The organism is Mesorhizobium sp. M0518 (assembly GCF_040321125.1).
In the GTDB taxonomy this organism is placed as follows: domain Bacteria; phylum Pseudomonadota; class Alphaproteobacteria; order Rhizobiales; family Rhizobiaceae; genus Mesorhizobium.
The window spans coordinates 126,967-147,171 of the sequence record NZ_JAMYQY010000012.1; the positions used below are offsets into that span (position 1 = coordinate 126,967).

Annotated in this window: 16 protein-coding genes and 1 tRNA gene; 11 read left to right on the top strand and 6 right to left on the bottom strand. The window is 62.9% G+C overall.

Annotated features, from left to right (window positions below):
• Nucleotides 1–276: 276 nt before the first annotated feature.
• From NKI66_RS18880 to NKI66_RS18895, 4 genes are all read left to right on the top strand, one after another.
• Nucleotides 277–1,719, top strand: a complete 1,443-nt coding sequence (locus NKI66_RS18880; RefSeq protein ID WP_352721829.1) for a methylmalonyl-CoA mutase subunit beta — start codon at nucleotides 277–279, stop codon at nucleotides 1,717–1,719.
• Nucleotides 1,716–3,833: a methylmalonyl-CoA mutase gene (scpA, locus tag NKI66_RS18885; protein ID WP_352721827.1), complete on the top strand. Its 2,118-nt coding sequence runs from the start codon at nucleotides 1,716–1,718 to the stop codon at nucleotides 3,831–3,833. The genes NKI66_RS18880 and scpA overlap by 4 nt, the downstream gene beginning before the upstream one ends.
• A gap of 128 nt (nucleotides 3,834–3,961) precedes the next feature.
• Nucleotides 3,962–4,192 (top strand): AbrB/MazE/SpoVT family DNA-binding domain-containing protein, encoded by a 231-nt coding sequence (locus tag NKI66_RS18890; protein ID WP_081734931.1) that lies wholly within the window; start codon nucleotides 3,962–3,964, stop codon nucleotides 4,190–4,192.
• Nucleotides 4,189–4,575 carry a type II toxin-antitoxin system death-on-curing family toxin gene (locus NKI66_RS18895; RefSeq protein ID WP_023812771.1) on the top strand — a complete coding sequence of 129 codons (387 nt, stop codon included), beginning with the start codon at nucleotides 4,189–4,191 and terminating at the stop codon, nucleotides 4,573–4,575. The genes NKI66_RS18890 and NKI66_RS18895 overlap by 4 nt, the downstream gene beginning before the upstream one ends.
• Here NKI66_RS18895 and greA read toward each other — a convergent pair.
• On the bottom strand, nucleotides 4,572–5,045 hold the full coding sequence (gene greA, locus NKI66_RS18900; RefSeq protein ID WP_023812770.1) for a transcription elongation factor GreA: 474 nt from the start codon (nucleotides 5,043–5,045) through the stop codon (nucleotides 4,572–4,574). The genes NKI66_RS18895 and greA overlap by 4 nt on opposite strands.
• A gap of 121 nt (nucleotides 5,046–5,166) precedes the next feature.
• On the opposite strand from greA, the gene NKI66_RS18905 reads away from it, so the two are divergent.
• Complete coding sequence (locus NKI66_RS18905) at nucleotides 5,167–6,543, top strand: TIGR03808 family TAT-translocated repetitive protein (protein WP_352441315.1); 1,377 nt, start codon at nucleotides 5,167–5,169, stop codon at nucleotides 6,541–6,543.
• Here the strand turns inward: NKI66_RS18905 and NKI66_RS18910 are convergent.
• Together NKI66_RS18910 and NKI66_RS18915 are read right to left on the bottom strand one after the other, a co-directional pair.
• Nucleotides 6,536–7,540: an asparaginase gene (locus NKI66_RS18910; protein WP_352721825.1), complete on the bottom strand. Its 1,005-nt coding sequence runs from the start codon at nucleotides 7,538–7,540 to the stop codon at nucleotides 6,536–6,538. The genes NKI66_RS18905 and NKI66_RS18910 overlap by 8 nt on opposite strands.
• 25 nt (nucleotides 7,541–7,565) lie before the next feature.
• Nucleotides 7,566–8,732 carry an acetyl-CoA acetyltransferase gene (locus tag NKI66_RS18915; RefSeq protein WP_352752529.1) on the bottom strand — a complete coding sequence of 389 codons (1,167 nt, stop codon included), beginning with the start codon at nucleotides 8,730–8,732 and terminating at the stop codon, nucleotides 7,566–7,568.
• Nucleotides 8,733–8,932: 200 nt separating this feature from the next.
• Here NKI66_RS18915 and betI point away from each other — a divergent pair, with 200 nt between their 5' ends.
• The 5 genes from betI to betB are packed head-to-tail and all read left to right on the top strand — an operon-like array spanning nucleotide 8,933 to nucleotide 15,204.
• Nucleotides 8,933–9,523, top strand: coding sequence for a choline-binding transcriptional repressor BetI (gene betI / locus NKI66_RS18920; RefSeq protein ID WP_023812766.1), 591 nt, complete (start codon nucleotides 8,933–8,935; stop codon nucleotides 9,521–9,523).
• A complete protein-coding gene (gene betC, locus NKI66_RS18925; protein ID WP_352752531.1) occupies nucleotides 9,520–11,049 on the top strand; it encodes a choline-sulfatase in 1,530 nt (509 codons plus the stop codon). The genes betI and betC overlap by 4 nt, the downstream gene beginning before the upstream one ends.
• Nucleotides 11,049–12,050, top strand: coding sequence for a threonine/serine dehydratase family protein (locus tag NKI66_RS18930; RefSeq protein WP_352441319.1), 1,002 nt, complete (start codon nucleotides 11,049–11,051; stop codon nucleotides 12,048–12,050). Before betC ends, NKI66_RS18930 begins: the two co-directional genes overlap by 1 nt.
• Nucleotides 12,043–13,695, top strand: a complete 1,653-nt coding sequence (gene betA, locus NKI66_RS18935; protein WP_352441320.1) for a choline dehydrogenase — start codon at nucleotides 12,043–12,045, stop codon at nucleotides 13,693–13,695. The genes NKI66_RS18930 and betA overlap by 8 nt, the downstream gene beginning before the upstream one ends.
• A gap of 45 nt (nucleotides 13,696–13,740) precedes the next feature.
• The gene (gene betB, locus NKI66_RS18940; protein WP_352441321.1) at nucleotides 13,741–15,204 is read left to right on the top strand and encodes a betaine-aldehyde dehydrogenase; all 1,464 of its coding nucleotides are present in this window, start codon (nucleotides 13,741–13,743) and stop codon (nucleotides 15,202–15,204) included.
• Nucleotides 15,205–15,227: 23 nt separating this feature from the next.
• Here betB and NKI66_RS18945 read toward each other — a convergent pair whose 3' ends face one another.
• The gene (locus tag NKI66_RS18945) at nucleotides 15,228–17,465 is read right to left on the bottom strand and encodes a mannose-1-phosphate guanylyltransferase/mannose-6-phosphate isomerase (RefSeq protein WP_352441322.1); all 2,238 of its coding nucleotides are present in this window, start codon (nucleotides 17,463–17,465) and stop codon (nucleotides 15,228–15,230) included.
• Between the two features lie 11 nt (nucleotides 17,466–17,476).
• Nucleotides 17,477–18,997, bottom strand: coding sequence for a phosphomannomutase/phosphoglucomutase (locus NKI66_RS18950; protein WP_023812760.1), 1,521 nt, complete (start codon nucleotides 18,995–18,997; stop codon nucleotides 17,477–17,479).
• Between the two features lie 200 nt (nucleotides 18,998–19,197).
• Between NKI66_RS18950 and NKI66_RS18955 the strand changes: the two genes are divergently transcribed.
• Nucleotides 19,198–19,274 (top strand) — tRNA-Pro (locus NKI66_RS18955).
• 442 nt (nucleotides 19,275–19,716) lie between these two features.
• On the opposite strand, the gene NKI66_RS18960 is transcribed toward NKI66_RS18955, so the two are convergent.
• Nucleotides 19,717–20,178 carry a hypothetical protein gene (locus NKI66_RS18960; RefSeq protein WP_352752533.1) on the bottom strand — a complete coding sequence of 154 codons (462 nt, stop codon included), beginning with the start codon at nucleotides 20,176–20,178 and terminating at the stop codon, nucleotides 19,717–19,719.
• Between the last annotated feature and the right edge of the window lie 27 nt (nucleotides 20,179–20,205).

Genomic DNA, 20,205 nt, shown 5'->3' on the forward strand with positions numbered 1-20,205 from the left:
TATAGTGAGGCCATTGGACAGCGACAATGCCATTCGTCCAAATCGGGGCCATTCGTCCAAATCCGGGCCATTCGTCCAAATCACCCCATTCTTTCAAGTCGGGTTTTTGGAGCTTGCGGATTTTGCCGCTGTTTGGCAATCGTCGTCCTCGCGGACTGACCTATATCTGATGGATCGAATCCGGTCTCTGAAAGCGCATTGCATTGCGATATCGGACCGGGGACCGTAGACTGAACCACTCCCGGCCGGTGCGGCCGCATGAAACGAGGAGGACGGATGGGCGCCGGAGCCTTGATCCAGGACGTGGAACCCGAAAACATCGAGCGCCAGCGATGGCTCGCCTTGGCGGAAAAGGCTTTGGCAGGCGCTTCCTTCGAGGAAAGGCTGGTCTCGCACAGCGACGACAACATCCGTATCGAACCGCTCTACGACCGCAGCACCGCGGCGGAACCGATCGTGTGCGCAAACCCGAAATCGCCATGGATCGTCAGCCAGCGAATCGACGATCCCGACACCAACCGCGCCAGAAGCCAAGCGCTGGAGGATGTGGCACAGGGTGCCACGGGATTGTCGCTGGTCTTCGAGGGGGCGCCGAACGCGTTCGGATACGGCTTGCCGAGAACGGCGGAGGCGTTGGAGGCGGTGCTGGACGGCATACCGCTCAACCGCATCCAGGTTCGCATCGACGCCCATCCCTGGAGCCGCGCCGTGGCCGACTGGCTGGTCGCTTTCCTGAGCAAGCGGCGGTCGGACCCGGCAAAGCTCAACCTCTCCTTCGGCATCGATCCAGCGGCGATCTTCGCGGGAACCGGTCGGCTGCGCATGTCGATCGAGGCGCTGCAGGCCTCCATGCCGCAGTCGCTGGCGCATTTCTTCGCGATGGGCGTTCCGGGCGTGCTGCTGGAAGCTGACGGGCGCGTGTTCCACAATGCCGGCGCCACGGAAGCGCAGGAGCTTGGCATCATGCTGGCTTCGGCTGTCTCCTACCTCAGAATGTTCGAGACGGCGCGGCAGCCGCTTGTCTATGCCGCACCTCATATCGGTTTTGCACTCAGCGTCGACCAGGACCAGTTGCTGTCGATAGCCAAGATGCGGGCGCTGCGCAGGCTCTGGGCGCGGGTGCAGGAGGCTTGTTCGATCCCGACATCCACGGCCAGTATCCATGCCGAGACGTCGTTTCGCATGATGACGGCGATGGACCCGGAGACCAACATCCTGCGCACCACCATTGCATGCTTTGCTGCGGCGTGCGGCGGCGCCGATTCGATCTCCATCCTGCCGCACACGATCGCGCATGGTCTGCCGGCGGGTTTTGCACGTCGTGTTGCCCGCAACACGCAGCTGATCATGGCCAATGAAAGCCATATCGATCATGTCGCCGATCCCGCCTATGGTTCCGGCGCTGTCGAGGCGCTGACCATGGAATTGTGCGAGCTGGCCTGGGCGGAATTGCAGACGATCGAAGCCGAGGGCGGTGTCCTGTCCAGCCTTCAGGACGGACACATCCAGAAGCGCGTCCACGCAGCGGCGGAGCAGCGCAATGCAGCCTACCGCACAGGTGAACGGGCCATCATCGGCACCACGCTCTATCCATCAAAAGACGAACGCCCGGTCGAGACGCTGGCGGCGGAACGGCGACCGGCCTTCACCGAAGGCGTTGCCGTCTGCGAGCCGCTGTTTCCAGTCCGCATCGACCAATCGATCGGAGCCGGCTCTTGATCCCGGACTTCGGCCAGATCGGCTGGATCCCGCCACGCCGCACGCCTGTCGAGGTCAAAGGCCAGCGGACCACGCCGGAAGGGCTCATTGCCAAGCATCTGTACAATCAAAGCGATCTCAAGGGGCTGCCGCATCTCGACACCTATCCCGGCCTGCCGCCCTTCGTGCGCGGCCCCTACCCGACCATGTATGTCCAGCAGCCCTGGACGATCCGGCAATATGCCGGTTTCTCGACGGCCGAAGATTCCAACGCTTTTTACCGACGCAACCTTGCCGCCGGCCAGAAAGGGTTGTCGGTCGCCTTCGATCTCGCCACGCATCGCGGCTATGACAGCGATCATCCGCGCGTTGCCGGCGATGTCGGCATGGCGGGCGTCGCCATCGATTCCATCCTCGACATGCGGCAGCTCTTCGACGGCATTCCGCTCGACGAGATGACGGTATCGATGACGATGAACGGCGCGGTGCTGCCGATCATGGCGCTTTACATCGTCGCTGCGGAAGAACAAGGCGTTGCGCAGAAGGATCTCGCCGGGACCATTCAGAACGACATTTTGAAGGAATTCATGGTCCGCAACACCTACATCTATCCGCCGAAACCTTCGATGCGGATCGTGTCGGACATCTTCTCATACACATCGAAGAACATGCCGAAGTTCAATTCGATATCGATCTCCGGCTATCACATGCAGGAGGCCGGCGCGACGGCCGACCTTGAGCTCGCCTACACGATCGCCGATGGCATCGAGTATGCCCGCGCCGGCGTCGCGGCGGGCCTCGACATCGACCGCTTTGCGCCTCGCCTGTCCTTCTTCTGGGCCATCGGCATGAATTTCTTCATGGAAGTCGCCAAGCTGCGGGCTGCGCGCCTGTTGTGGGCGACCCTGATGCAGAAGAATTTTTCGCCCAGGGACGAGCGCTCGCTGTCGCTGCGCACCCATTGCCAGACTTCTGGCTGGTCGCTGACGGCGCAGGATCCCTACAACAACATCATCCGCACCATGATCGAGGCGATGGCTGCAACGCAGGGCCATACCCAGTCGCTGCACACCAATTCCTTCGACGAGGCGATGGCGCTGCCGACCGACCATTCGGCGCGGATCGCCCGCAACACGCAGCTCATCCTGCAAAAGGAATCCGGCACCACGCGCATCATCGACCCGTGGGGCGGTTCGGCCTATCTCGAACGGCTGACGCATGATCTGGCGGCGCGCGCCCTTGCCCATATCGAGGAGGTCGAGGCGCTCGGCGGCATGGCCGCTGCGACCGAACAGGGCATACCCAAGCTGCGCATCGAGGAAGCCGCCGCACGCACGCAGGCGCGCATCGATTCCGGTGAGCAGATGCTGGTCGGCGTCAATGCCCATCGGCCCGAGTCCGACATCGAGGTCGACGTGCTGAAGATCGACAATGCCGAAGTCAGGGCGCGGCAATTGTCGAAGCTGCAACGGCTGAAGGGCACGCGCGACGTCGCCGCCGTCGAAAGCGCGCTCGATGCGCTGACCCGTGCCGCGCAAGGCAATGAAAACCTGCTGGAATTCGCCATCCGAGCCGCGCGCGCCAATGCCACGGTCGGCGAGATTTCATTCGCGTTGGAAAGGGCGTTTGGGCGCCACGTCGCCACGGTGCAGACCATTTCCGGGGTCTATCGCAAGGCGCTTGGCGATCATCCCGTGGTCGAGGGTCTGCAGGACAAGCTTGACGCCTTCGAGAAGAAGACCGGCGGCAAGCCGCGCATCCTGGTCGCCAAGATGGGTCAGGACGGCCACGACCGTGGCCAGAAGGTCATCGCCACGGCCTTCGCCGATCTCGGCTTCGACGTCACCGTCGGCGCGATGTTCCAGACACCGGATGAGATCGCCAGGCTGGCGGTCGCACAGGACGTCCACATCGTCGGCGCCTCGTCGCTGGCGGCGGGACATCTGACGCTGATCCCCGAACTACGTGACGCGCTGAAAAAGCTCGGCCGCGGCGACATGCTGATCGTCGCCGGCGGCGTCATCCCGCCGCAAGACTATGACGCGGTGCGGCAGGCGGGAGCTGCCGAGATCTTCCCGCCGGGCACGGTCATACCGAAAGCAGCGGATCGTTTGTTGGACCGGCTGCTGGCTTGACATTCAACGCTTGTCGTTATAATCACTGTTGCAACAGCATATAGAGTGTCTCCTCCTGCACGGCTAGTGGACTTGAGCGTTAACTCAAGTCCACTAGCCGTGCAGGAGGAGACTGAAGGAGGTCACAAATGAACATTACCGTACGCAAAATCGGCAATTCCGAAGGCGTGATTTTGCCCCGGGAAATGCTTGACCGGCTAAATGTTCGAGCAGGGGATACGCTTGTTGCCGCCGAGAACGCAGGCGAGCTTCGGCTTCGTCGGCTTGCGAGCGATCCTGAAGAATTTGAGAACAAAATGAAGGTAGCTCGCGAACGGATGAAAAAATATGAAGTTGCTTATCGCGCACTAGCGAAGTGAGTCAGCATCATTCGCGAGAATTTGTCGAGGCGCTTCACACTGAGCAATTGCGCCTTCACGGTGGCGCGCCGGGCATCCGCGATGAGGGTATGCTGGAATCGGCGCTCCACCGGCCGCAACAGAGAGAGAGCTATGGAGAGCCCGATCTCTGCGAATTAGCATCGGCGTATCTCTTCGGTATCGCCAAGAACCATCCCTTCGTTGACGGCAACAAACGCACTGCTTTTGCCGCAGCAGACTTGTTTCTCTACTTCAACGGGTTGAGCATTGAAGCCGATCCTGCGGATATCATCCAGTTGGTTATGATGGTTGCCGCCAGCGAGATCGATGAAGCCGGTGCAGCCGCTTTCTTCCGCGACCATGTCGTCAAGCTTGAAGACTAGCCATCGGAAAGCTTGACGATTTCCCATTCCTTGCCGTTGACGCTGGCCAAGTCGCCGACCTTCTTGCCGAACAGGGCGACAGCCATCGGTGACACATGGGAAATCGTGCCCTTGGCCGGATCGGCCTCGTCCTCGCCGACGATCTTCCAGTGCACCTTCCTGCCGTCATTGCTCTCGATCGTGACGCCCATGCCGAAGCGCACAAGGTTACTGCCCGGCTCCGGTACGGAGAGTTCGGCGCTTTCACGCCGGGCGGTCCAATAGCGCAGGTCGCGCGACACGACCGCGATGCGCTCGCGGTCGGCTTTGCGTTCGGCCTTCGCCAAGATATCGCGCAGATCGGCGAGATTGTCCTCAATCTGCGTCAGGCCGCGTTCTGTCACCAGATTGCGATGGTGGCTGACTGGCCGTTCACCGACGCCGGCGATGGCATTTTCGCTGTCTTCCTCGCGCGTGAAAGCTCTGCTCATTTCCTGAACTTAGGCCCGCAGAAGCTGCTCGACAAGCCATTGTCGCGCGCTCGGCAGGAGAGACAGAACGGCTGGCACGATTCCTGCGATAAGCAGGCTTGAACGCTGGGATTCTGTGCCGATGTTGAACAGACGAACGCTGCTGACCGGGACCGCCGGCTTTGCCGTCATGGGGCTTGCGCTTGGCAAGGCGGTGGCCGCAAACCTGACTGGCATCGAGAAAGCCTCGATCCGCGGCTCGATCAATGCCACCGACCTCGGCGTGCAGCCCGGCACATCAGACGATCAGAGCAAGGCCTTCGCCAAACTCCTGCGTGACGCAAACAGCCGCGACATGCCGATATTCCTGCCGCCCGGCACCTATGTCGTCTCCAATCTTTCGCTGCCCGGCCGCGTGCGTCTTTCCGGCGTGCCGGGCGCGACGCGCATCGTTTACGGCGGTGACGGCCACCTGTTCATGGCCGAACAGGCCGACCATATCGAACTTAGCGGTCTGGTCTTCGATGGTTCGAACCGCACGATGGGCGATTACACGCAAGGGCTGCTCGATCTGCGCCGTATCGCGCACCTCGCCATCGACAATTGCCAGATCACCGGCAGCGGCAAGAACGGACTGGCGCTGGAACATGCGGCGGGCGGGGTCGAGCGCAGCGAGATATCGGGTGCCGCCGATGCCGGCATTTACTCGGTCGAGGCTGGCGGGCTGTCTATCACGGGCAACACCGTCTCCGATTGCGCCAATGGCGGCATCCTCGTGCACCGCTGGCAGGCGGCGGAAGACGGCACCATGGTCACCGGCAACCGCGTCCAACGGATCCAGGCACGCGGCGGCGGAACCGGGCAGAACGGCAACGGCATCAATGCCTTTCGCGCCGGCAATGTCGTCATCTCGGGCAACATCGTCTCGGACTGCGCCTTCTCGGCGATCCGGGCCAACAGCGCCAGCAACCTGCAGATATCGGGCAACACCTGCTCGCGCTCGGGCGAAACGGCGGTCTATTCCGAATTCTCGTTCGAAGGCGCCATCATCAGCAACAACATCGTCGACGGTGCCGCCAACGGCATCTCGATCGTCAATTTCAACGAAGGCGGCCGCATGGGCGTCTGCTCGGGCAACATTGTGCGCAATCTGTCGACCAGCGGCCCCTACCCCGCCGACTCGCCAGGGTTTGGCGTTGGCATCGGCGTCGAAGCCGACACAACCGTTTCCAACAACGTCATCGAGAACACGCCGCTCTATGGCATGCAGATCGGCTGGGGCCCGTACCTGCGCAATGTCGTCGCCACCGGCAACATCATTCGCAAGGCCGGAACCGGGATCGTCGTATCCGTGGTCGAGGGCGCCGGTACGGCCATCATTTCAGACAATGTCATCGACGGTGCGCTGAACGGCGCCATTGTCGGCCAGCGCTGGGCCGAACCGGCGACTGGCGATCTCACGTCATCGGACAATACCGGCTATGCGCATCTGACCGTCGAGCGCAATCACGTCAGTTGAGGGCTGCTGTCGGCCTCAGCGCCCCGACCTTGGCACCGTTGCGGTTTTCGATGGGCGTGTTTGCCAATTCGCTCAGCTTGAACGCCAAGGCCTCGTCGGCGCGCAACAGTTTGGCAAGGACGGCGGCAGCCATGGCTTCACCGGCGCGGCCGGCGCCATCGTCGCATTTGAGCGCGATGCCGAGACCGAGCTCCGGAATTGCGGCACAATGGACGCCCTCGGCGCCGCCTTTGGTGAAAATCCGCCCTGGTGCGGCCTGCATCAGCGCGACGTCTTCGCGGCCGCTGCCGGCAACCAAGAAGGGCTCGGCCATGCAGGCGGAAAGCAGCCGCTTTGCAGCCTTGGCTCGCTCTGGGCCAAAACCTGATGTCGTGGCCATGCGGGCAAAGCCGAGCGCGAAGCTCCTGAGCGGCACCGCATAGGTTGGGATCGAACAGCCATCGATGGCTCGCTGGTCCTCACCATGGACAGCGCCCGTGACCGACTGCATGGCATCGCGCACCATCTCCTGCAGGCCGTGTCCCGGCTTGACATAGCCGCGATGTGCAATGCCGGCGTGGACGCAGGTGCAGAGGAAGCCGGAATGCTTGCCGGAACAATTGTTGTGCAATGCGTTCGGCGAGCCGCCGCCGCGGGCGAGTGCAATCTCAGCATCATGATTGGACGGCCAATGCGTGCCGCATTCGAGAGCCGAACCGTCCAGCCCGGCCTTGGCCAGCATGGATCGCGCCAGTTCGACATGGGCCGGCTCGCCCGAATGGGACGCACAGGCAAGCGCCAGTTCGCGGTTGCCGAAACCATAGGCATCGGCCGCCCCGCTTTCGACCAGCGGCAATGCCTGGATCGCCTTGACCGCCGAGCGCGGAAACACCGGCTTGGCCGTGTCGCCGATCTCCCAGACAGGCTTGCCGTCGCCATCGAAGACCGCGACTGAGCCGCGATGCGCGCTCTCGACGATCTCGCCGCGCAACACTTCGATCAGAACCGGATTTGTCATGAACCCTCCCGTAAATGCGGGCGGTTTATCTGATCCGGTCGAGAATGGAAACGTAGTTGGCCACCGCCGCACCGCCCATGTTGAAGATGCCGCCAAGTTTTGCGCCCGGCACCTGGATGCCGCCGGCCTCGCCGACAAGCTGCATGGCGGTCAAGACATGCATGGACACGCCCGTGGCGCCGATCGGATGGCCCTTGGCCTTCAGCCCGCCGGATGGATTGACCGGCAGGCGACCATCCCTAGCCGTTGTGCCGTCCAGCGCCAGCTTGGCCCCCTCTCCCGGCTTGGCAAGGCCCATCGCCTCATATTCAATCAGTTCGGCAATGGTGAAGCAGTCATGCGTTTCGACGAAGGAGAGATCGTCGAGCGTCACGCCGGCGTTCTTGAGCGCCCGGGTCCAGGCCTGTTCGCAGCCTTCGAAGGTCAGGATGTCGCGCTTCGACATCGGCAGGAAATCCTGCACATGCTCGTTGGCGCGGAAGGCAACGGCACGGCGCATCTTCAGTGCCGTCGCGGTGTCGGCGAGGATAAGGGCGGCAGCGCCATCGGAGACCAGCGAGCAATCGGTGCGCTTCAGCGGGCCGGCAACGAACGGGTTCTTCTCGCTCTCCTGGCGGCAGAACTCGTAGCCGAAATCCTTGCGCATCTGCGCATAGGGATTGTCGACGCCATTCTTGTGGTTCTTGGCGGCAATCATCGCCAGCGCATCCGACTGGTCGCCATAGCACTGAAAATAGGCCTGCGCGATCTTGCCGAAGACGCCGGCGAAACCCGCCGGTGTCTCGCCGTCCTCGGGCAGATAGGACGCCTTGAGCAGGTTTTTGCCGATCTCCGGCCCCGGCGTTGTCGTCATCTGCTCCGCGCCGACCACCAGCACGATGCGAGCGGCATTGGCGTCGATGGCACGGATGCCCTGGCGGACCGCCGCCGATCCGGTGGCGCAAGCGTTCTCGACGCGCGTCGCCGGCTTGAAGCGCAGCCGGTCGTCGGCCTGCAGCACCAGGCTGGCGGTAAAATCCTGTGCCGAAAAGCCGGCATTGAAGTGGCCGAGCACGATCTCGTCGACCTCGTCGGGGCCGATGCCGGCATGGTCGAGCGCGTCCGTAGCGACCTTGACGATGAGGTTCTCGAGCGTTTCGCCCTCGAGCTTGCCGAAGCGCGAATGCGCCCAGCCAACGATGCATGCGGTCATGGCGGTCTCCATCCTTGGCGCCAGCCTAGCATGTGGGCCACGGCGCATTTCGCCTCTATTGTTCAAATATAAACAATCCTGCTCGCCTCGTGAAGGGCTGGGAGCAGACAATCACTTGGTACAGGCGACGCCAGTGCTGATTTTTTTGTTGATTGACCCGTCAATAAAAAATAATCCTACTCGAAAGGGATCATTGCAAGATGCCGAAAATCGGAATGGAACCGCTGCGCCGCAAGGCGCTTATCGACGCGACGATCTCGGCGATCGGCGAGCGCGGCTCGCTCGACGTGACCATGTCCGAAATCGCCGGGCGCGCAGGGGTTTCGTCGGCCCTTGCCCATCACTATTTCGGCGCCAAGGACGAGCTGCTGCTGGCAACGATGCGCCACATCCTGGCCGAACTGACCGCCGACACGTTGCGCGCCCTTGGTTCGGCCAACACCGCGCGCGAGCGCGTCTCGGCGGTGGTCGCCGTCAACTTCTCCGACATCCAGTTCCAGCCGGAAACCATCGCCGCCTGGCTCGCCTTCTATGTCGAGGCGCAGAAATCATCGGCGTTGCGCCGACTGCTCAGGGTCTATGCGCGGCGACTGCATTCGAACCTGATGAGCGGGCTTGTCGGCATCTTGCCCAGAGCCGAAGCCGACCGCGCCGCCGAAGCGACAGCGGCGATGATCGACGGGCTCTACATCAGGCGGGCGCTGAAGGACGGCGTGCCTGATGCCGCGACCGCGATCGCGCTGGTCGAGGACTATCTCGAAACCAAACTTGGCGAGCGGCGCAAACAGTGACAATTAAGCGATCCAATTTCCTGATCGTCATGGCCGATCAGCTCAACGGAACCCTGTTTCCGGACGGGCCGGCGGAGTTTCTGCACGTACCGCACCTGAGGGCGTTGGCCGCACGTTCGGCGCGCTTTGCCAACAACTACACGGCGTCGCCGCTCTGCGCGCCGGGCCGTGCCTCGTTCATGAGCGGGCAATTGCCGTCGCGCACCGGCGTCTATGACAATGCCGCCGAATTCGCCTCATCGATCCCGACCTTCGCCCATCATCTGCGCTCTGCCGGCTACTACACCTGCCTGTCGGGCAAGATGCATTTCGTCGGGCCGGATCAGCTGCACGGTTTCGAGGAGCGGCTGACCACCGACATCTACCCGGCCGATTTCGGCTGGACGCCGGACTACCGCAAGCCCGGCGAGCGTATCGACTGGTGGTATCACAATCTGGGCTCGGTGACGGGCGCCGGCGTCGCCGAGATCACCAACCAGATGGAGTATGACGACGAGGTCGTGTTCCTGGCCACACAGAAGCTCTATCAGCTTTCGCGCGAACAGGATGATGCGAACCATCGGCCCTGGTGCCTCACCGTATCGCTGTCGCACCCGCACGATCCCTATGTCGCGCGCAAGCAGTATTGGGATCTTTACGAGCACTGCCAGGCGCTGGACCCGGAAACCGGGTTCATCGCGCATGACGAGCAGGATGCGCACTCCCGGCGGCTATACCACGCCAGCGACTATCCTTCTTTCGAGATCACGCCGGAACAGGTGCGTCGTTCGCGGCAGGGCTATTTCGCCAACATCTCCTATGTCGACGACAAGCTGGGCGAGATCCTGAACGTTCTCGAGCGCACCCGCATGGCCGACGACACAATCGTCCTGTTCTGCTCGGACCACGGCGACATGCTCGGCGAGCGCGGCCTGTGGTTCAAGATGAGCTTCTTCGAGGGCTCGGCGCGGGTGCCGCTGATGATTGCCGGCAAGGGCGTGCCAGCCGGGCTGATCGAGGCGCCGGTTTCCAATCTCGACGTGGCGCCGACGCTTTGCGACCTCGCCGGCATCGACATCGCTGCGATCGCACCATGGACGGACGGCCAGTCGCTGCTGCCGCTCACCGAGGGCATTGAGCGCACCGCGCCGGTGTTGATGGAGTATGCGGCCGAAGGGTCCAATGCGCCTTTGGTGGCGCTCCGCGACGGCAGATACAAATTCGTCCACTGCGAACTCGATCTGCCGCAACTGTTCGATCTCGAAGCCGATCCGCTCGAGCGAGACAATCTGGCCGAGGACCCGGCCAATGTGGCCTTGGTGGCGGCATTCATGGACAAGGTCCAGGCGCGTTGGGACATGGCCGGCTTCGACGCCGCCGTGCGTGAAAGCCAGGCGCGCCGCTGGGTCGTCTATCCGGCGCTGCGCAACGGCGCCTACTATCCCTGGGATTTCCAGCCGCTGCAAAAAGCGTCCGAGCGTTACATGCGCAATCACATGAACCTCGACAATCTCGAAGACAGCAAGCGGTATCCGCGAGGCGAATGATGTCAGACCTTCTCGTCCCCTCCCTCGACCACCTCAAGCAGGCCTATGCCGTCACATCCCGGGCGACGCAGATCACGCCGCTGCTGGAATCGACGGCACTGGCCCGCGAGACGGGTGCGGCCCGCGTCTTCATCAAGCCGGAATCGCTGCAATGGGCCGGCTCGTTCAAGGTGCGCGGTGCCTATTGGCGGCTGAAGCAGCTTTCAGCTGACGAAGCGAAGAAGGGCGTCGTCGCCTACTCCTCCGGCAATTTCGCGCAAGGGCTGGCGGCCGCCGGCCAAGCGCTTGCCATTCCGGTCACCATCGTCATGCCGATCGACGCACCGGCCGCCAAGCGCGACGCCACGGCAGGCTATGGCGCTCGTGTCGTGCTGACCGACCACGGCGAGCGCGCACGTGAGGAAGTCGCGGCCGCCAAGGCACGCGAGATCGCCGAGACCGAGGGGCTGGCGCTGCTGCATCCATTCGACGATCCGGAGATCGTCGCCGGCCAGGCGGGCGCCGGCCTCGAAGCGCTCGACCAACTCGAAGCCAAAGGTGCCAGCGCTGATCTTTTGTTCTGCTCGGTCGGCGGCGGCGGACTGATCGGCGGCGTTTCGCTTGCCTTCCACTATCTGTCGCCCGCCACTGAGATCATCGGCGTCGAACCGGAAGGTTTCAACGGCATGGGCTCGTCGCTGGCGCATGGCGCCATCGAGACGATGCCAATCGGGCCGAAATCGATCTGCGACGGACTGATGTCGCGACGGCCAGGCGACGCGCCGTTTGCCGCGGTCAAGACCGCGGGTGTTCGCGGCATCACCGTCGACGACGCGTCTGTCCGCCGGGCGATGCGGATCGCGTTCGAGCGCATGAAGCTGGTGCTCGAACCGTCCGGCGCCGCCTCGCTGGCGGCACTGCTCGGCGGCGAGGTGGATGTGGCGGGCAAAACCGTCCTGGTTGTGGCTACCGGCGGCAATGTCTCGCTCGCCGATTTTATGGCGCATATGAACCATGCTTGAAGCGGATTTCGTCATCATCGGCTCCGGCTCGGCCGGCTCGGCCATGGCCTACCGCCTGTCGGAGGACGGCAAGCATTCGGTCATCGTCATCGAATTCGGCGGGACCGATATCGGGCCGCTGATCCAGATGCCGTCGGCACTGTCGATCCCGCTCAACATGAGCCTCTACGACTGGGGCTTTGCCAGCGAGCCGGAGCCGCATCTCGGCGGCCGCGTGCTGGCGACGCCGCGCGGCAAGGTCATCGGCGGCTCGTCTTCGATCAACGGCATGGTCTATGTGCGCGGCCATGCCCGCGACTTCGACCATTGGGCCGAAGAGGGTGCGGCCGGCTGGAGCTTCGCCGACGTGCTCCCCTATTTCAAGCGCATGGAGGACTCGGATGGCGGCGAGGATGGCTGGCGGGGTCACGGCGGTCCGCTGCATGTGCAGCGCGGCTCGCGCCGCAATCCGCTCTACGGCGCCTTCGTCGAGGCCGGACGCCAGGCCGGGTTCGAGCTGACCGACGACTACAATGGTTCCAAGCAGGAAGGGTTTGGGCCGATGGAGCAGACCATCAGCGGCGGCCGCCGCTGGTCGGCGGCATCAGCCTATCTGAAGCCGGCGCTGAAGCGCAAAAATGTGAGTCTGGTCAAGGGCTTTGCGCGGCGGGTGATCATCGAGAATCAACGCGCCATCGGCGTCGAGATCGAAGCTCACAAAAAGATTCAGGTCGTTAAGGCGCGACGTGAGGTGATCGTCGCCGCCTCGTCGATCAATTCGCCCAAGATCCTGATGCTGTCCGGCATCGGCCCGGCCGAGCATTTGCGCGAAAACGGCATTGCCGTGGTGGCCGACAGACCCGGCGTCGGCCGCAACCTGCAGGACCATATGGAGCTCTACATCCAGCAGGAATCATTGCTGCCGATCACGCTCAATTCGGTGCTGAATCCGTTCTCGAAAGCGCTCATCGGCGCGCAGTGGCTGTTCCTCAAGACCGGGCTTGGCGCCACCAACCATTTCGAAGCGGCGGCCTTCGTGCGCTCGCGCGCCGGCGTCGACTACCCCGATATCCAGTACCATTTCATCCCTGCGGCTGTCCGTTATGACGGCAAGGCGGCGGCCAAGTCGCACGGCTTCCAGGCGCATGTCGGGCCGATGCGCTCGAAGTCGCGCGGCTCTGTGACGCTGCGCTCGCCGGACCCGAAATCGAAGCCGGTGATCCACTTCAACTACATGTCGCATCCCGACGACTGGGCGGAGTTCCGCCACTGCATCCGGCTGACGCGCGAGATCTTCGGCCAGTCGGCGTTCGACCCCTATCGGGGCAAGGAAATATCGCCTGGCAGCCACGTGCAGTCGGACGACGATCTCGACATCTTCATCAGGGATCACGCAGAGAGCGCCTACCATCCTTGCGGCACCTGCAAGATGGGCCGCGCCGACGACATGATGAGTGTCGTCGATCCGGAGTGCCGGGTCATCGGCGTCGAAGGATTGCGGGTCGCCGATTCCTCGATCTTCCCGCGCGTCACCAACGGCAATCTCAATGCACCCTCGATCATGACCGGCGAAAAGGCTTCCGACCACATCCTTGGCCGCACGCCGCTGGCGCCGTCCAACCAGGAACCATGGATCAATCCGCGCTGGCAGGTCGCGGATCGATAGGGCATTGTCGAACGGACTTGGTAGCGAATACATCTGGAGAAAACCATGCGCGCCCAGCCCACGGCATCGCACTATGTCAATGGACGCTACATCGAGGACGAAGGCGGCGCGCCGCTGCCGGTCATCTATCCGGCAACCGGTGAGACCATCGCCATGCTACGTTCGGCGACGCCGAACGTGCTGGAGCTCGCCGTCGAGGCAGCGCGGGCGGCGCAGCCCGCTTGGGCGCGGCTGAAACCGGTCGAGCGCGGGCGCATCCTGCGCCGCGCCGCCGACATATTGCGCGCCCGAAATGCCGACCTCGCCCGCATCGAGACGTTGGACACCGGCAAGGCGATCCAGGAAACGCTGGTGGCGGACGCGCCTTCCGCCGCGGACTGCCTTGAATATTTCGGCGGCGCCGTCGCCGCCTACAATGGCGAGTCGGTCGATCTCGGCGGACCCTTCGCCTACACAAGGCGCGAAGCGCTCGGCGTCTGTGTCGGCATCGGCGCCTGGAACTATCCGATCCAGATCGCCGGCTGGAAATCGGCACCGGCACTCGCCATGGGCAATGCCATGGTGTTCAAGCCATCGGAAAACACGCCGCTTTCAGCACTCGCACTGGCGGAGATCTACAGCGAGGCCGGGCTGCCCGACGGCTTGTTCAACGTCGTGCAGGGCTATGGCGATGTCGGCGCCGGGCTTGTCGGCCACGATGTCGTCGCCAAGGTGTCGGTGACCGGTTCGGTGCTGACCGGCCGCAAGGTGCTGTCGCTGGCCGGCTCAAAAATGAAGCACGCGACGATGGAGCTCGGCGGCAAGTCGCCGCTGATCGTGTTCGACGATGCCGACATCGAGAACGCCATTGGCGGCGCCATGCTCGGCAATTTCTATTCGACCGGCCAGATCTGCTCCAACGGCACGCGGGTCTTCGTGCAAAACGGCATTCACGACCGCTTCGTCGAACGCCTTGTCGAGCGGACCAAAAAAATCCGCATCGGCGACCCGCTCGACCCCGAAACCCAGATGGGTCCGCTGGTCTCCAAGGCGCAGCATGACAAGGTGGTCGGCTATATCGAAATCGGCAAGCAGGACGGAGCAACGCTTGCCTGCGGCGGCAACGTGCCGTCGCTGCAGGGTTTCCAAGGCGGATTCTTTGTCGAGCCGACGGTGTTCACCGGCGTCGCCGACACAATGCGCATCGCCCGCGAAGAGATTTTCGGGCCTGTCATGAGCGTGCTGAAGTTCGACGATGAGGACGAGGTGATCGACCGCGCCAACGACACCGAATTCGGCCTTGCCGCCGGCGTCTTCACGCGCGACCTGCCGCGCGCCCACCGCGTCATCGCCGAGTTGCAGGCTGGCACCTGCTGGATCAACGCCTACAATCTGACGCCGGTGGAAATCCCGTTCGGCGGCTTCAAGCAGTCAGGCATCGGACGTGAGAATTCACTGGCGGCACTGGCACTCTATTCGCAGCTGAAGTCGGTGTATGTCGAGACTGGGGATGTAGCGAGCCCGTATTGAGAGGCCGGCCTCTCAATACGGGCTCATCCCTTCTCCACCGTCCCATCAAGATACTGCGTCAGCGCGCAGACCAGATGATAGAAGATGCTGGCAGGAACGTCCGATGCCAGCGAGCGGCCGCGCTCGTCGATGCGATCGATCCACAGGCCGAGCGGCGCCGGGTCGATGTGCCAGCGGAACAGCCGGCCGACGCGCGCTTCGATTTCCGGCTTGAGATCGGGGCCGCCAGAGCCATCCAGCGCGATCGCCGCCTTCACGGCTTCGGCCTGCGGCCAACTGCGGGATATCAGGTCGAGCGGCAGGCCTTGCCTGGAGACGGCGCCATAGGCAAGCCCGGTGGCGCGGTTGAGGCCATTGGCAGTGGCCGACGCGTAAAGTTTTCGGGCAAAGCCGCTCAACTCGGCCTGGCCGCTACGCCCGGCGAAATCTACCAGCAAAGAGGCCCATTCGAAATGGTGGCCGGGCTCGGTCCATGACCCTTTCTCGCCGGTGGAGGGTTTCCATTCGGCATCGAAATACTCGCCAAGCGTCCAGCTTTCCGGATCGAAGAAATGACTGCGGAAGAGGTCGATGATACGTGCCGCGCGCCGCAGATGGGCGCGCTCGCCGGTCGCCTGGTGCCAGGCGAGAAAGGCCTCGAGCAGGTGCATATGCGGGTTGGAGCGGCGCTCGCCTTTGCCGTCCGATGTCTCAAGAAAGCCGGTCATGCGGCTGTCTTCGAGATGCGCATCGAGAAAGGCGAAGGTTTCCTCGCCGAGGCGCAAGGCGTCGGGATTGCCTGACATATGCGCATGCGCCAGTGCCAGGAGCACGCAGGAATGATCGTAGGCATCCTCGGTGGCGTCGGCGACCGAACCGTCGACATTCAGCGTGCGAACCCAGCCGCCTTTGTCGGTGCGGCCCTTGCCGGCCATGAAGGCGATGCCGTGGCTGATCAACCGATCGGCCGGGCCGTCCCAGCCGCGCGCCCGGGCGACGGCGAAAGCATAGACCTGTCTTGCCATGGTGCGCATGCGCTTGGGCTTCATCAACGGCGAGGCGTCCAGGCCGAGCGCTTCGTGAAAGCCGCCATGGCGTTCGTCGACCCCCGATGTCGACCACAGCGGCAAGGTCTCCTGAAACAGCCAGTGATGCACGCGCCGGCGCCAGGCGCCGCTTTCGATGACGCGGTCATGCGCCGGCGTGAACCTGGTTTCCAGGCGACCCGATTTTTCGAGCTGCTCGACGATCTTCTTGACGTGTTGGCTGTGGCTGACCGGGGCGACGAAGGTGGCATCCGATGTCGAAACGATGGCGATATCCTTCATGCCGATCGCCGACAGCAGGCGGCCGTCGCTGCGAATGTAGGAATTCTCGCAATCGATGGCGACGACATCGCCGATGATGACATTGCCCCGGTCGTCTGCGGGGCCGACATCGAGCAGCGACTGCCACGAGCCGAGATCGTTCCAGCGGAAGCCCGCCGGCACCATGGCGATGTCTTTTGCCCGCTCCATGATGGCGTAGTCGATCGAGTTCGACGGAATGGCGGCGTAGAGTTCCAGCGGCATGTAAAGGCCCGACAGATCCGATGTCGCCGCCTTGTAGGCTGCTTCGGTGGCCTGCCAGATATCCGGCTGGAACGCTATGAAGGCGTCACGCATGGTGCTGGCGCGAAACAGGAAGATGCCGGTGTTCCAGTAGAAATTTCCGGCCTTGAGATAGCTCTGCGCAGTCGCAATATCCGGCTTTTCGACGAAGCGCGACACGTCGAAGGTGCCGCCGCTTTCGGCCGCGACCTCGATATAGCCATAGCCGGTCTCTGGTTGCGTCGGCTTGATGCCGAACACCACCAGCCTGCCGACGCGCGCAGCCTCGGTGCCGGCTTCGACGCTCTGCCAAAACTGGCGCGGGGTCGATATCTCATGGTCAGACGGCACCACCAGCACCAGGCTGTCGCCGAACTCGGACAGTGTGCGCAGCGTCGCCAGTGCGACGGCGGCGGCTGTGTTGCGCCCGGTCGGCTCGAACAGCGGACCGCCGCCGGCGAGGTCGAGACCAGCAAGATCGGCGTGAACGCGATCAGCATGGCGCTCCGCGGCGATCAGGAAGATCGGCGTTCCGCCTTCCAGCCGGGCGGTCAGCCGACGCAAGGTCTTGGCCAGCATCGAGCCGTCGCCGGACAGATCGTGGAACTGCTTGGGGTTGTCCTCGCGCGACAGCGGCCACAGCCGCGAGCCGACGCCACCGCTCATGACAAAACTGACGATCCGCTCGGTCATTCAACTACCATTCAAAAGGTCTGGTTGTAGGCGCCCACCTCGGAGCTGCGGCGCAGCACGGCGTCGACAGCCTCGAACATCTCCCGTCGACGCTGCGACGACACCGGGCTTTCGACCACCACGACCAGTTCCGGTTTGTTCGACGAGGCGCGCACCAGCCCCCAGGTGCCGTCATCGGCGACGACGCGCACGCCGTTGACGGTGATGAGGTCTGCGATCTTCTGCCCAGCGAAAACCCTTCCATCCCGCTTCATGGCCTGAAAGTCGGCAACCACCCGTTCGACCACACCATACTTCACCTCGTCCGCGCAGTGCGGCGACATGGTCGGCGTGCCAAAGGTCAGCGGCAGCGCGCGATAAAGATCGGCCATCGAACTGCCCGGGCTGCGATCCAGCATCTGGCAGATGGCGATGGCGGTGACCAGGCCGTCGTCATATCCGCGCCCGATCGGCGGATTGAAAAAGAAATGACCCGACTTTTCGAAACCGGCGACAGCACCGAGTTCGGCGACGCGGCGCTTGATGTAGGAATGGCCGGTTTTCCAATAGTCAGTGACGGCGCCATTGGCGCGCAGCATTGCGTCGGTATGGAACAGGCCGGTCGATTTGACGTCGACGACGAAGGTCGAGTTGGGATGCTGGCTGGAAATATCCCTTGCCAGCATCACACCGACCTTGTCGGCAAAAATTTCATTGCCTTCATTGTCCACGACACCGCAGCGGTCGCCATCGCCGTCGAAGCCAAGGCCGATGTCGGCGCCTGATGCCAGCACCTTGTCCCGGATGGCATGCAGCATCCGCATGTCCTCGGGATTGGGATTGTAGCGCGGAAATGTATGGTCGAGCTCGACGTCGAGCGCGATGACCTCGCAGCCGATGCGCTGCAACGCTTGCGGCGCGAAGGCGCCGGCGGTGCCATTGCCGCAGGCTGCGACCACTTTCAGTTTTCGGGCGATGCGCTTGTCGCGGGTCAGATCGTCGAGATAGGTCGCGCGAAAGTCGCGGATGAAATCGTAGGAGCCGCCGCCGACAAGGTCAAAATCGCCGGACAGCACGATTGCTTTCAGCGCGCTCATCTCTTCCGGGCCGAAGGTCAGCGGCCGCGCCGCACCCATCTTGACGCCGGTCCAGCCATTTTCGTTGTGCGAAGCGGTGACCATGGCGACCGAGGGCGTATCCAAAGCGAACTGAGCGAAATACGCCATCGGCGACAACGCCAGTCCGATGTCCCTCACCCGTGCGCCTGCAGCCATCAAACCGGACACCAGGGCCAGTTTGATCGACAGCGAATAGGAGCGGAAATCATGCCCGGTGACGATATCGGGACCGGCGCCGAGACGGCGGATCAGCGTACCAAGCCCCATGCCGAGCGCCTGGACGCCGATCAGATTGAGTTCCGGTCGTTGCGCGGAGCCGGGATGGCCGAACCACCAGCGCGCATCATATTCGCGAAAGCCGGATGGCTTGATCAGCGCTTCGGTTTCGAATTCGAAACTGTTGGGCCGGGCGTCGCCAACGATGCTGAAGGACAAGACTGGAAACTCCGAATGGCCGAAATTACGAATTGTCGAGGGCTGCGGCTTAGCACACAAGGCTTTAAGCCACGTTTATTCCGGAAGGGAATCCGGGCCTTTCGGGCAATGCTCGACGAAAGCCGACGAAATGCGACAGAAGTGCCGCCGTGCCGCTTGCAGGAACCAAGTGTGGCGGCTATAAGCCCGCGGTCTGGTCACGGAGTGTAGCGCAGCCTGGTAGCGCACCTCGTTCGGGACGAGGGGGTCGCAGGTTCAAATCCTGCCACTCCGACCAGAGAAAACAAAGAGTTAACGCATCCCGACTTCGGCGCTCCACCTGCCCCTCAAGCGAGATTACTCGCGTCCCCCGCCAGTCGGATGGGCGAATTTCTATTCGCCGTGCCTCTGTGACCCGGCCGACAGCGATGCCTGTTGCACTGGACAGTAACCAGTCAACCGGCCGCCTGATGCCTTCATGCGTGCGCTCGCGGACAGTTTCGGGTAAACATCCCGACTGGTACGCGCGTCCCCCTCAGCGGAGGCCAAAAAAGCTCAAGATCGCTATCACGATGACCACAGCTCCAACGAGCCAAATGATATTGTTCATGATCTCTCTCCTGTTGCCTGGGAAGCCCGCGCCTCTGGCAGAGAACGCGGGCCGACCAGCCTTTGCCGACTGATCCGCAGCAGACACCAAATCGTGATCCCGGCTGCGGGAAATAAACCATCAGGCACGCCTAATGTTCCGCCGTTTGACGAGATCCAGCGATGACCAGTGAACGTTCGGGTCGATGCCGGACGACCGGAACCAAAGCGATCAGGGGCAGTTTATCCAATGAAGGGCTAATTAAGAAAATGGAGAAACTGCAATGAAAACAATGATCATGTGCGCGTTGGCGCTTTCCCTTGGACTGCCCGTTGTGGCTTCGGCAGCCGAAGCCGATGTGGTTGTTAGAACCCATCATCGACATCACGAAAGCGTCAAGATCATCAACGAAGACGGTCAGCGCTTGCACCACCGCCGCCATGGTACCGTAGCGTTCTATGACCATGGGCGCCGGCATCATCACCGCGATACTGTTGTCGTGACAGGTTCCGTCTCCACCCACCGTCACCACCATCGACACCATCCCGTTGTGATCGAAAACGACGGGTACTGATCGCAGATCTCCGGCCCGATTCTTGATGAGTCGGGCCACGAAAGGCCTTTTGGCACGCATCCTGGG

What these genes read in the sequence shown, in the direction of transcription:
- betA (WP_352441320.1), top strand. Translation starts at nt 12,043, where the DNA reads ATGCTTGAAGCGGATTTCGTCATCATCGGCTCCGGCTCGGCCGGCTCG.
- NKI66_RS18930 (WP_352441319.1), top strand. Translation starts at nt 11,049, where the DNA reads ATGTCAGACCTTCTCGTCCCCTCCCTCGACCACCTCAAGCAGGCCTAT.
- greA (WP_023812770.1), bottom strand. Translation starts at nt 5,045, where the DNA reads ATGAGCAGAGCTTTCACGCGCGAGGAAGACAGCGAAAATGCCATCGCC.
- NKI66_RS18915 (WP_352752529.1), bottom strand. Translation starts at nt 8,732, where the DNA reads ATGACCGCATGCATCGTTGGCTGGGCGCATTCGCGCTTCGGCAAGCTC.
- NKI66_RS18880 (WP_352721829.1), top strand. Translation starts at nt 277, where the DNA reads ATGGGCGCCGGAGCCTTGATCCAGGACGTGGAACCCGAAAACATCGAG.
- NKI66_RS18945 (WP_352441322.1), bottom strand. Translation starts at nt 17,465, where the DNA reads ATGACCGAGCGGATCGTCAGTTTTGTCATGAGCGGTGGCGTCGGCTCG.
- betB (WP_352441321.1), top strand. Translation starts at nt 13,741, where the DNA reads ATGCGCGCCCAGCCCACGGCATCGCACTATGTCAATGGACGCTACATC.
- NKI66_RS18890 (WP_081734931.1), top strand. Translation starts at nt 3,962, where the DNA reads ATGAACATTACCGTACGCAAAATCGGCAATTCCGAAGGCGTGATTTTG.
- NKI66_RS18905 (WP_352441315.1), top strand. Translation starts at nt 5,167, where the DNA reads ATGTTGAACAGACGAACGCTGCTGACCGGGACCGCCGGCTTTGCCGTC.
- betI (WP_023812766.1), top strand. Translation starts at nt 8,933, where the DNA reads ATGCCGAAAATCGGAATGGAACCGCTGCGCCGCAAGGCGCTTATCGAC.
- NKI66_RS18910 (WP_352721825.1), bottom strand. Translation starts at nt 7,540, where the DNA reads ATGACAAATCCGGTTCTGATCGAAGTGTTGCGCGGCGAGATCGTCGAG.